This window comes from Streptomyces sp. NPDC059080 (assembly GCF_042739975.1).
In the GTDB taxonomy this organism is placed as follows: domain Bacteria; phylum Actinomycetota; class Actinomycetes; order Streptomycetales; family Streptomycetaceae; genus Streptomyces; species Streptomyces benahoarensis.
The window spans coordinates 76922-88900 of sequence record NZ_JBHYGX010000024.1; the positions used below are offsets into that span (position 1 = coordinate 76922).

The following is an 11979-nucleotide window of genomic DNA, read 5'->3' on the forward strand; positions in this document are numbered from 1 at the left end:
GATCCGCTCGCGCCTCAGGACATGGGCGGCCCGGGGCTTCGTACGCGCCCGGTACGCACCCGGTACGTGCCCCGTGAGCGCCCGGCCCGACGCTCCGTACGCGATCGGCCCGGCGCTCCGTACACGATGTACGTGCCCGGGGCCCGCCCCCGCACGCCCCGAGACCGGTCCTCCCCTCGGCAACCGGCTCCCCCATGAACCCCGCATGCCCGCGCATGGCCGCGCATGGCCGCACAGGCGCGTTCGGGGGCTATTGCCCCCAGGCCGTTACCCCTGAGCTCCCTGCGGGGTGCCCTGCGCGCTCTGTGCCACCGCCGCCTGCGGGCGGATCGGGAGGCGGCCGATGGGGCGGCCGGTGGCCGCGCGGACCGCGGAGGCGACCGCGGCGGGGGCGGTCACCACCGGAACCGCGCTGGCGGCCTTCGCGCCGAACGGGGCAACCACATCGCGCTCCTCGACGAGGTGGACGATGCGGATGTCCGGCGCGTCCAGCGCCGTCGGCAGCGCGTAGCCGGTCAGGTCCGGGTGGCGCACCTGGCCGCGCGTGGTGCGCAGGTTCTCCATCAGCGCGGCGCCCAGCCCCTGGGTGACCCCGGCCTCGATCCGGGCCCGCAGCTGACGGGGGTTGAGCACCCGCCCGACGTCCTGCGCCACGGACATCTCCACCACGCGGATGGTGCCCAGCTCGATGTCGACGTCCGCGACGCAGCGGATCGCGCAGAACGCCATCCCCACGAACGCGTCGCCCTGCCCGGACTCGTCCAGCGGCTCCGTCGGATGCGGGCGGCACTGGGCGGTGGCCCACAGCTCCTTGCCGTCCAGCGCCTCGGCGACGGTGGTGGAGAGCACCCCGTCGTACGAAGTGATCTTGCCGTCGGTGATCTGGAGCAGCTCGGTGGACATCCCGAACTTGTGGGCCAGCGGCTGCAGCAGCTGCGTACGGACCATCTTGGCGGCCCGCTCGACGGCGCCGCCGGAGACCCAGGTATGGCGCCCGTGGCAGGCGCGTCCGGCGGGCGGCTGATCGGTGTCGACGCCCGCGACGTGCACCTCCTCGACGCCCAGCGTCTCCTGCACGATCTGCCGCGCCAGCGTGGAGAAGCCGCCGCCGGTCTCCACGGCGGCGCAGATGACGGTGGCGACCGAGCCGCTGACCTTGACGGTCGCGGTGGACACCTCGTCGGCGCCCTCCGCGCCCAGCATGTGCACCATGCCCAGCGCGTAGCCGACGCCGCGGCGCACCGCGCCCGGCTCGCCCGCGCCCTCCAGGCCGCCCGGGAGCAGCCACTCCGCCGCGGGGGTGTCCTTGGGCAGGTCCGGCAGTGGCGCCTCGGTGACCGCGCGCAGCAGTTCGGCGACGGGCGCGGGGCAGGTCACCGTCTGGCCCGTGGGCAGCAGATCGCCGGTGGCCATGACGTTCCGCCGCCGGATCTCGTCCGGCTCCAGGCCCAGGCGCGCCGCGAGCTTGTCCATCTGGCCCTCGTGGGCGGCACAGACCTGCATCGCGCCCTCGCCGCGCATATGGCCGGAGGGCGGATTGTTGGTGCGGACCGCCCAGCCCTCGATGACGGCGTGCGGGACGACGTACGGGCCGCAGGAGAAGGAGACGGCGGCGGCCAGCGCCTCGGCGGAGGTGTCCGCGTAGGCGCCGGCGTCCATCAGGATCTGCGCCTCGACCTTCACCAACTTCCCCTCGGCGTCGGCGTGGTGGCGGTAGCGGAGCAGCGTCGGGTGCCGGTGCGCGTGGGTGAGGAAGGACTCCTCGCGGGTCGCGGCGAGCTTGACGGGGCAGCCGGTGCGCAGCGCGAGCAGGCCCAAGGAGAGCTGGATGCCGGGATCCTCGCGGTCCCCGGTGGCGCCGGGCACGCCGGTCACCACGACCTTGACGCGCTCCGGGTCGAGGCCGAAGGAGGCGGCGGCCAGATCGCGGTCGGTGTGCGGGTCGGTGGAGGCGGTGTAGATCTCCACGCCGCCGTCGGGCCGCGGCACCGCGAGCCCGGCCTCGGCGCCGATGGGCGCGGGGTCCTGACGGCCGATGCGGTACAGCCCTTCGACCATCACCTCCCCGACGGCCTCCGGGTCGCCGAAGCGGAGCGGGATGTGCCGGATGAGGTTGCCGTCCGGGTGCAACGGCTCGGCCTCGAAGGCGAGTTGCGGGTCGGTGACCGGGTCCAGCAGCTCGTACTCGACGGCGATGGCGGCGGCGGCCAGCCGGGCGGTATCGGGGTGGTCGGCGGCGATCGCGGCGATCGGCTCACCGTGGTAGCGCACCTCGTCCTTGGCGAACACCGGGCGGTCGGCGATGCCGCGGCCGTGCCCGGCGTCCCCGGGGACGTCCGCGTGCGTGACGACGGCGCGTACGCCGGGCAGTTCGGCGGCCTGCCGGGTGTCGAGGGAGACGATCCGCGCACGTGGATGCGGTGAGCGCAGCACCGCCGCCCACAGCAGTCCGTCGGCCCAGAGGTCGGCGGCGTACGGGAAGGTGCCCTGGGTCTTGGCGGACGCGTCGGCGGACGGCAGGGAGACGCCCAGACCGTGCGGCGGCGGCTCGACGGGCGGGATCGGCACCCCGGCGGCGGGCGTCGCGGTGGCTGCGTCGGTCGTGCCGCTCATGCGGGGCCTCCCGTCCGGTGCGGTGCGTCCGGACCGTGGGGTTCGTCGGGGTCGTGGCCGGCCGGGGCGCCACCGTGCTCGGCCGGGGCGTGCGGGGCCTGCTCGTGCGCCCCCTGCGGGGCGTGGTCCTCGGGGCCCGCCTGGTGCGGGATGTACGCGGCATCCTCGGGCGCCTCCGCGGCGGCCTCGGCGGCCTGGCGGCGGGCGGTGACGACGGCGTCGACGGCGTCGAGCACCCCGCGGTACCCGGAGCAGCGGCAGAGGTTGCCGCAGAGCGCCTGCCGGGTCTCCAGCTCGCTGGGGGCGTGGTTGCCCTCCAGGAGGTCGTGCACGGTCATCGCCATGCCCGGGATGCAGAACCCGCACTGAACGGCGCCGGAGTCGGCGAGGGCGCGCTGCACATCGGAGGGACGGCCGTGCTCGGCAAGCCCTTCGACGGTGCGGACCTCGCTGCCCGCGGTGGTGGCGGCGGGTACCAGGCAGGAGGCGACCAGCCGCCCGTCCACCTGGACGGAACAGGCGCCGCACTCCCCTTGGGAGCAGCCGTCCTTGGCCCCGGCGAGCCCGAGCCGCTCCCGCAGGACGTAGAGGAGTGATTCGCCGATCCAGGCGTCGGTGACCGGCCGGTCGGCGCCGTTGACGCGCAGCATGTACGAGGCGTGCGGGTGCTCCTCGGCGTACGCGTCGGCCCCGGCGGCGTCCGGGCCGGAGTGCGGCAGCACCTGGGGCGAGCCGTCGGCCACGGCCTCGGGAGCCACGGCCTCGGGGGTGACCGCCTCCTGACCGGACGCCTCCGGGGCGACGGCCTCGGGGCCCTCGGGTGCGGTGGCGTCGGGCTCCCCGGGGGCAGCCGGGTGGGTCGGGCTCGGGGCGTCGTCCCCGGGCAGTCCGGGGGCGGCCTCGGCGGCATCAACTGCCGCCTCCGCCCCGGCGGTTGCCTCGGGGCCCAGAGGGGCGGCGGTGTCCGGTGCGCCGTCCGGGAGCGTGGCCTCGGCGTCGGGCCCGGTGGCGGTGTGGTCGCCGGAGGACGGCACCGCGGAGCCGTCGTCCGCGACGGGGGCGGCCTCCGGCACGGGGACGCCGTGCGGCGGCGTGCCGTGAACGGCCGTACCGGGCTCGGCGGGGGACTCGGCGACCGGCTCATGGGCGGGCTGCGCCGGTGCGCCGGGCTCGACGGACTCCGGCGCCGGGGCACCCGGGGCGTCGGCGGCGGGCAGGCCACCGGCGCCGACCACGGGCTCGGCACCCGCCTGCGGTGCGTGCGGCTCCTCGGAGGCGTACGGCGCGTCCCCGGCGAACGGCTCCGCGGCGGGGCGCTCCTCCGGGGCGGCGTGCGGCTCGGGAGCGACGGGCGTCTCCCCGACGGGCGCCGCCGGTTCCGGGACGGCGTCCACGCCGTGGTCGGCGGGGGCGGGCACGCCGTGGTCGGCAGGGGCGGGCGCACCCTGCTCGACGGAAGCAGGCACACCGTGCCCCTCCGGGACGGGCGCACCATGCTCGGCCGGGACAGGCGCACCATGCTCGGCCGGAGCCTCCGCCCCCTGCGCGGCCGGAGCGGGCACACCCTGCTCGTCGGAAGCGGGCGCACCCTGCTCGCCAGGGGCGTGCGGTGCCTCGCCGTGCGCCGTCTCGGGCGCCCCCGGGTGGGCCGCCTCGTAACCCGGCGTGCCGTACCCGGCGTACGCCCCGTACGCCCCGTCACGTACCGCGTCGAGCGGGAACTCCCCGGATACATCAGGCTGTTCACCGGCGGCCGGAACCGTCCAGGCCCCCGTGTCCGTCGGGGCGTCGGCCGTGTGGCCCGGCGCTTCCGGAGCAGGCACATGGCCCGGTACCTCCGGGGCGGGCGCGGTCCCCTCGGCCGGTGGCCACTGGGCGAGCGCGTCGGCGGGCAGCGACCAGTGGCCGCCGCCGGGCGTCACGGGCGCCGGCGCCTCCGGGACGGCCGCGCCGGTGGTGTACGCGTCGCCGGTGCCGTGGGCGGTGTCCCGGGGCACGCCGTGGTCGATGCCGCTCTGCGGGTACGGCTCCTCGGCGATGCCGCCGAACAGCGGGTCCTGCGGCGCGGGATGGCCGCCGTAGCCGCCCTGGCCGCCATAGGTGTCGCCGGACGGGCCGTACCCGTACGGGTCGGGCGCCGGGTGACCGACGTCCCCGTAGGTGTCGCCACCGGGGGCGGCGGTGTCGTAGCCGGTGCGGTACCCGGTGGCCGGGTAGCCGCCCGTGGGGCCCTGGGCGTGTGGGGCCGCGTCGTCGACCAGGTACTCGCCGGACTCCTCCAACAGGTCGTCAGCGGCGCCCGGAACCGTCCACTGGCCCGCGCCACCGGACGCGTCCGTGCCGCCCGCGACCGGCCATTCGACGTGGTCGCCGCCCCACGGGGTGCCGTGCGGCGGCGTGCCCGTCGGCCCGGCCGCCCGGCCGGTGTGGGCGGGGTATCCGGCCGACGGGTCGGCGTACCCGGCGGAGGGGCCGGCGAACGGCATCGTCCATTGGCCGGTGGCCGACGGGTCGATGCCGACGCCGGGGATCGGCGGGGTGAAGGAGTCCGGGGGGACGTAGCCGTGACCGGGCGCGGCGAGCGGGTCGGCGCCCGGGGGGTAGTAGTCGCCGCCGAGGGCCGCGGTGGTGAACCCCTCGGGCAGCTGCACGAAGGCCGTGGCCTCCTGCTCGTACTCGCCGCCCTGCGGCAGCGGCTGCCAGCCCTGCTCGGGCCGGTGCCTGCGGTTGTCGTCGCTCACGAGAGCGCCCTCCCAAGTGCGCGGCGGGCCAGGGCCGCCACCGTACGGCGCAGATGCAGCGCGGCGGGCGGCAGGGTCTGCGGCTCGGAGCCGTCCTGCGGCGGCGCCGGGTCGGGGATGCAGGCGGCCGCGACGTAGTCGCCGAAGGCCGTCAGGGCCTCGGGGACCAGGGCGCGTTCGCCGTCCCAGTCGATGAGGGAGGCCACCCACTGCTCGGCCTCCAGGGGCCGCAGCGGCATCGCGGCGACCGCGCCGACGGCGCACCGCACACCGCGCCGCGCCGGGTCGAGGACCAGCGCGACGGAGGCGGTGGCGCGGCCGGGGCCGGTGCGCCCGGTGGCCTTGAGGAACGTCTGCGGGGCATGCAGCAGCGGCACCCGGACGTAGCCGACGAGTTCGCCGGGGCGCAGCATCTCGCGCCCGGCCAGCAGATGGCTCACCGGGATCTCGCGGCGGCCGCCCCCGGGGCCCGCAATGATCAGGGTGGCTTCCAGAGCGGCGAGGACCGGCAGGGTGTCGCCGGTCGGCGCGGAGCTGGCGATGTTGCCGCCGAGCGTCCCGGCGTTGCGGATCTGCGGGGGCCCGGCGGCGCGGGCGGCGGCGGCCAGCCCCGGGATCAGCGCGGCGAAGTCGGGGCGCCCTATGCGGGCGAGGGTGAGTCCGGCGCCGAGGAGGGCGTGGCCGTCCTGGTACTGCCAGCCGCGGATTTCACTGATCCGGGCGAGGCCCACGAGGCCCGCGGGTCTGAGGAGTCCGGCGTTGACCGCCGCCATGAGGTCGGTGCCGCCCGCGACGGGTACGGCGGCGGGCATGGCGGCGAGGGCCGCCACCGCCTCGTCGAGCGAGGCCGGCAACGTCACCGTGTGCGACGCCTGCGGTGCGTGCGTGGTCAAGCCAGCTGCCCCTTCCCCGGTGTCCCGGCAGTTCCGCTCGCCGTACGGTACGTGCTCACGGTCCGGACGTGGCAACTCTGGCACATTCTCGCGGGGGCACGGCGCGAGGGTCCGCGAAGCGGTGTTCCGTCCCGAACGGCGCGCTGGTCCGGTTTCGTCCGCCCCGGCGGGCCCGTACGGCGGCGGTGGCGCGGGACGTGACGGTGCGCCGGGGCCCCCGCGGCCCCCCGGGCCGGCCGGGTGTCCGGCCCGGGACGGGCGCCCCGGTCGTACGGCGGCTCACACGTTCGGGGGCGGCCCGTCGATCGGGCGTCCGAGCAGCCCGGGGCGCTTCTGCCAGGGGTGGGGGCCCCCGGGCGGGCGGTAGGCGACACCGAGCGCGTCGAGGCGCGGGTAGTGGGCGGTCATCCGGCGGGTGAATTCCTGGTAGTCGCGGTCCGGGGGCGCGGGCAGCCGGGACCAGGCGACCTCGGCGAGCGCCACCAGCCGCGGGAAGACCTGGTAGTCGCGGCGCTCCTGACTGTCCATGACCTCGGTCCAGACATTGGCCTGGGTGCCGAGCACCCGCTCCGCCTCCGCGTCCGTGAGGGCGTCGGGGACGGGTTCGAAGCGGTAGACGTCCTCCAGGGTGCGGACGAAACCGATCGGCACCGGCTCGTCCGCGCCGGCGTCCTGACGGTGGTCCAGATAGACCTGTTGTTCGGGGCACATGACGACGTCATGACCGGCGCGGGCGGCGGCGACGCCCCCGGCGTAGCCGCGCCAGGAGGAGACCGCGGCGCCCTCCAGGAGGCCGCCCTCCAGGATCTCGTCCCAGCCGATGAGGCAGCGGCCGCGGTCGGCGAGCCAGCGGGCGAAGTGGCCGAGGAACCAGCTCTGAAGCCCGTCCTCGCCGTCGACACCCAGCGCGGCGATGCGCTTCTGCGCGGTGTCGGACGCCTTCCACTGGTCCTTGGGGCATTCGTCGCCGCCGAGGTGCACATAGCGCGACGGGAACAACTCCAGCACCTCCTCCAGCACCTCCTCGTAGAAGCGGACGGCGTTGTCAGTGGGGGCGAGTACGTTCGGATTGACGCCCCAGGTGTCCCAGACGGAGAGGGAGGTCGTGTCGATGACGTCGGTGTTGCCGAGTTCCGGGTACGCGGCGATGGCCGCCTGTGAGTGGCCGGGGATATCGATCTCCGGGACGACGGTGATGTGGTGCCGCGCGGCGTAGGCCACGATCTCGCGCAGGTCGTCCTTGGTGTAGTGGCCGCCGTGCGGGATGTCGCTCCACAGCGGGGAGGCGCGGTGGCCGAGTTGGGTACGGGCGCGCCAGCCGCCGGTGCGGGTGAGTCCGGGGTGGCGGTCGATGGGCACGCGCCAGCCCTGGTCGTCGGTGAGGTGCAGGTGCAGGACGTTGAGCTTGTGGGCGGCGAGCAGGTCGATCCAGCGCAGTACGCCGTCCTTGGGGGTGAAGTGCCGGGCGACGTCGAGCATCATGCCGCGCCAGCCGAAGCGCGGAGCGTCCTCGATACGCAGCGGCGGCAGCGACCGGGCGCGGGTGTCCGGGGTGGTGGGGGCGCGCCGGAAGACGTCGGCGGTGTCGGTGGCGAGGAGCTGACGCAGCGTCTGGGCGCCCCAGAAGACCCCTGCCGGACCGCCGCCGTCGATCGCGAGGAGGGAACCGTCGGCGGTGAGGCGGTAACCCTCGGGGCCCAGGCGGCGCGCGAGGTCCGGGTCGGTGCGCAGCCGGATGCGGCCCCGGCAGCCGTCGTGGTGCGGGGGCAGCGGCAGGGCGGTGGCGGCGCCGAGGGTGGTGCGCAGCCAGTGGGCGGTGTCCTCGGTGCCGGGCCCTGCGTCGAGGCCGGTGGCCGCGTCGAGGACGAACGCGTCGCCGTCCGGAAGGGCTTCGGTCCGGAGCGGAAACGGAATGACGGCGTGGTCGGGTGTGCCGGGGTGTCCTACGGGGTGGGGATGCATGCCGTGAACCCTTCAGTCCTTCACCGCGCCGCCGAGGCCCGAGACCAGTCGGCGCCTTACGAGTACGAAGAAGACGAGGACGGGGAGGGTCATCACGGTCGACGCGGCCATGATGCCGCCCCAGTCGTTCTCGTCGGGTGTGAAGAAGACGAGCAGTGCCATCGGCAGGGTGGCATTCTCGGCGGCGCTGATCAGGAACGACTTGGCGAACAGGAAGTCGTTCCAGGTGGAGATGAACGAGAAGACGCTGGTGGCGGCAAGTCCGGGGAGGACGAGCGGGAAGAGGATCCGCCACAGGAAGCGGGCGCGGCTCGCCCCGTCCAGGAAGGCGGCCTCCTCCAGGCTCTCGGGGACGGCCCGGACGAAACCGCGCAGCATCCAGATGGCGAACAAGCGAGAAGGCGGGGTGCGGCAGGATCAGCGAGCCGAGGGGGTTCAGGCCGATGCCGGGCACGGCGGTGCCGAGGTCGCGCAGGAGGAAGAAGAGCGGGATGGTCAGCGCCTCGACGGGCACCGTCTGCGCGATCAGAAACATGATCAGCAACGTGGTGCGGAAGCGGAAGCGGAACCGCGTCACGGCGGCGGCGGCGAGCCGCCAGGGGCGGCGGGGGCGGGCAGTACGGACCGTACGGGAGGGCCCACCAGTACGGGCCGGTCGGCCGGTACGAGCGTTACGGGCGGGCCCGCCGACGCGAGCCTTGCGGGCCGGTCAGCCGGTGCGCACCGCCGGAACGCGGCCGCCCCGGCCGACGCCCCGGCTACTTCTTGCCGTCGCCGTCCTTGCCGCCCTTGCCCTTGTCGCCACCGGCGCCCATGGACTCGTAGATCTCCTTGCACATGGGGCAGACCGGGTACTTCTTCGGGTCGCGGCCCGGCACCCAGACCTTGCCGCAGAGCGCCACGACGGGGGTGCCGTCGAGCGCGCTCGCCATGATCTTGTCCTTCTGGACGTAATGGGCGTAACGCTCGTGATCGCCGTCACCGTGCGACACCTGCGGCGCCGGCTCCACGAGGGTTCCCGTTCCTGCCCCACGCTCGGGCTCGGGCTCAAGAGTGCTCATACCTGCCAAGGGTACCCAGCCTCCCGGTATGCCGGGAGCGCCGGGACGGGCGGCTCAGTTCAGCGACGGGTCGTCCGGATACGTGGCCACCATCGCGAGTTCGTTGCGCTGGCGGCGCAGCACCGCGCGCCACAGGTGCTCGGGGTCGGGGGACGAGACGTCGCCCGGCTCGGACTCGACGACGTACCAGGCGCCGTCGGTCAGTTCGTCCTCCAGCTGGCCGGGGCCCCAGCCCGCGTACCCCGCGAAGATCCGCAGGCTGCCCAGGACGGTGGCGAGCAGTTCCGGCGGGGTCTCCAGGTCGACCAGGCCGATCGCGCCGTGCACCCGCCGCCATCCGAGGGGTTCCTCGCCCGGCGCACCGCCGTGCCGGGCGTCGTCCCGCCGGGGCCCGGCGGCGGTGGTCCCGCCCGGGTCGGGCCGCACCCCGCTCTCCAGGGTGGGCACGTCGTCGGCACCGGCGAGCCCGCCGGGGATCACCGCCACGCCGAGCGCGGAGTCCAGCGACACCGGACCGCCCTGGAAGACCACACCGGGCTCGCCCGCGAGCGCCGCCCAGGGCGCGAGGATGTCGCCGACACCCACCGGAGTGGGGCGGTTCAGGACCACGCCGAGGGAGCCCTCCTCGTCGTGATCGAGGAGGAGCACCACCGCGCGGTCGAAGTTCGGGTCGGCGAGCGCGGGCGTCGCGACGAGCAGCCGGCCGGTGAGCGAGGACACCTCGGTCATGGCGACATGATCCCGCACTTCGGGCCGGAGCGGGGAGTCAATGCCCACACCTGTGCGAGTGCAGGGCAGGGCGTACGGCGGCAGCACCGGCGCACACCACCCACACCAGATGCCGCATTCGAGACAATTAGCCTCGTTTTTGACCAACTGGCGATGACAGAACAAAGAATGCTCGTAGCCGAGCGTGTTGTGACAAAGCCCTTACCGGCCGGATGCCCGCTCGTGCCGACGGACACCCCCTCCGGCCCCCTTACCATTTCTCCTTGGCCCTGCCCGTCTCCAGGAACGCGAGATCCATGACCGTCTCTACTGACGACGTACTGCTTGTCCACGGCGGCACCCCGCTGGAGGGCGAGATCCGGGTTCGCGGTGCGAAGAACCTCGTACCCAAGGCCATGGTGGCGGCCCTGCTCGGCAGCGGCCCCAGCCGGCTGCGCAACGTTCCCGACATCCGCGACGTCCGCGTGGTGCGCGGCCTGCTCCAGCTGCACGGTGTGACCGTGCGGCCGGGCGAGGAGCCCGGCGAGCTGGTCCTCGACCCGTCGCACGTGGAGAGCGCCAACGTCGCCGACATCGACGCGCACGCGGGCTCCTCGCGCATCCCGATCCTCTTCTGCGGCCCGCTGCTGCACCGCCTCGGCCACGCCTTCATCCCGGGTCTTGGCGGCTGCGACATCGGCGGCCGTCCGGTGGACTTCCACTTCGACGTGTTGCGGCAGTTCGGCGCGACGATCGAGAAGCGCGCCGACGGGCAGTATCTGGAGGCCCCGCAGCGGCTGCGCGGCACCAAGATCCGGCTGCCGTACCCGTCGGTCGGCTCGACCGAGCAGGTGCTGCTGACCGCCGTGCTGGCGGAGGGCGTCACCGAGCTGTCGAACGCCGCGGTGGAGCCGGAGATCGAGGACCTGATCTGCGTCCTGCAGAAAATGGGCGCGATCATCTCGATGGACACCGACCGGACGATCCGGATCACCGGTGTCGACAAGCTCGACGGCTACACCCACCGCGCCCTCCCGGACCGCCTGGAGGCCGCCTCCTGGGCGTCCGCGGCGCTGGCCACCGAGGGCAACATCTACGTCCGCGGCGCGCAGCAGCGGTCGATGATGACCTTCCTCAACACCTTCCGCAAGGTCGGCGGCGCCTTCGAGATCGACGACGAGGGCATCCGCTTCTGGCACCCGGGCGGTTCGCTGGACGCCATCGCGCTGGAGACCGACGTCCACCCCGGCTTCCAGACCGACTGGCAGCAGCCGCTGGTCGTGGCGCTGACCCAGGCGTCGGGCCTGTCGATCGTCCACGAGACGGTCTACGAGTCGCGGCTCGGCTTCACCTCCGCGCTCAATCAGATGGGCGCCCACATCCAGCTCTACCGGGAGTGCCTGGGCGGCTCCGCCTGCCGCTTCGGGCAGCGCAACTTCCTGCACTCCGCGGTCGTCTCCGGACCGACCAAGCTCCAGGGCGCCGACCTGGTCATCCCCGACCTGCGCGGCGGCTTCTCGTACCTGATCGCGGCGCTCGCCGCCCAGGGCACGTCCCGGGTGCACGGCATCGACCTGATCAACCGTGGCTACGAGAACTTCATGGACAAGCTCATCAGCCTCGGCGCCAAGGTCGAACTGCCGAACGGCCCGCGGGACTGACGCACGCCGCATACGCCGCGAAGGCCGCCCCCGCTCCCGTACGGAGCGAGGTGCGGCCTTCGCGTTGCGGGGCCCGCATCCGCCCCGCTGACGGCGCACGGCCGCTGTTCCGTCCTCTTTTACCCGGAGCCTTCCGCCCGGTCCGCAGCAGGGCGTCTGCGGGCGCGTACGGGCGCCCGGCGCACCACGGGGAGCGCGCACGGGTCGGGAGCGCGCCCCGCACGGCCGCCCGCACGTACGACGAAGGGCGGGCCGCCCGGGGGGGGGGGGGGCCCCCGTGGGAGTGGTTGGGTGGGGAGTAAATTGCCCTGGCGGGGTGCGTTGTGTTTGTGCCCCCCGG

Annotated in this window: 7 protein-coding genes and 1 pseudogene; 1 reads left to right on the forward strand and 7 read right to left on the reverse strand. The window is 74.6% G+C overall.

Translation table 11 applies throughout. The annotated features are described in order from the left end of the window. Positions 1 to 267 precede the first annotated feature (267 nt). From ACFWWQ_RS19905 to ACFWWQ_RS19935, 7 genes and pseudogenes are all read right to left on the reverse strand, one after another. Complete coding sequence (locus ACFWWQ_RS19905; protein WP_384597846.1) at positions 268 to 2613, reverse strand: xanthine dehydrogenase family protein molybdopterin-binding subunit; 2346 nt, start codon at positions 2611 to 2613, stop codon at positions 268 to 270. Then, positions 2610 to 5354, reverse strand: coding sequence for a 2Fe-2S iron-sulfur cluster-binding protein (locus ACFWWQ_RS19910; RefSeq protein ID WP_384597848.1), 2745 nt, complete (start codon positions 5352 to 5354; stop codon positions 2610 to 2612). The genes ACFWWQ_RS19905 and ACFWWQ_RS19910 overlap by 4 nt, the downstream gene beginning before the upstream one ends. Then, positions 5351 to 6247, reverse strand: coding sequence for an FAD binding domain-containing protein (locus ACFWWQ_RS19915; RefSeq protein ID WP_384597850.1), 897 nt, complete (start codon positions 6245 to 6247; stop codon positions 5351 to 5353). Before ACFWWQ_RS19915 ends, ACFWWQ_RS19910 begins: the two co-directional genes overlap by 4 nt. A gap of 279 nt (positions 6248 to 6526) precedes the next feature. After that, positions 6527 to 8209 carry a beta-N-acetylhexosaminidase gene (locus ACFWWQ_RS19920; RefSeq protein WP_384597852.1) on the reverse strand — a complete coding sequence of 561 codons (1683 nt, stop codon included), beginning with the start codon at positions 8207 to 8209 and terminating at the stop codon, positions 6527 to 6529. 12 nt (positions 8210 to 8221) lie between these two features. Next, positions 8222 to 8801, reverse strand: a pseudogene (locus ACFWWQ_RS19925) (carbohydrate ABC transporter permease); the annotation flags it as partial. Between the two features lie 166 nt (positions 8802 to 8967). Beyond that, positions 8968 to 9270, reverse strand: a complete 303-nt coding sequence (locus ACFWWQ_RS19930) for a DUF3039 domain-containing protein (RefSeq protein WP_384597854.1) — start codon at positions 9268 to 9270, stop codon at positions 8968 to 8970. 54 nt (positions 9271 to 9324) lie between these two features. Then, entirely contained in the window at positions 9325 to 9999 is a 675-nt protein-coding gene (locus ACFWWQ_RS19935; protein WP_384597856.1) for a YqgE/AlgH family protein, read from the reverse strand. A 296-nt stretch (positions 10000 to 10295) separates the two neighbouring features. Between ACFWWQ_RS19935 and murA the strand changes: the two genes are divergently transcribed. Beyond that, complete coding sequence (gene murA / locus ACFWWQ_RS19940) at positions 10296 to 11639, forward strand: UDP-N-acetylglucosamine 1-carboxyvinyltransferase (RefSeq protein WP_384597858.1); 1344 nt, start codon at positions 10296 to 10298, stop codon at positions 11637 to 11639. Positions 11640 to 11979: the final 340 nt, after the last annotated feature.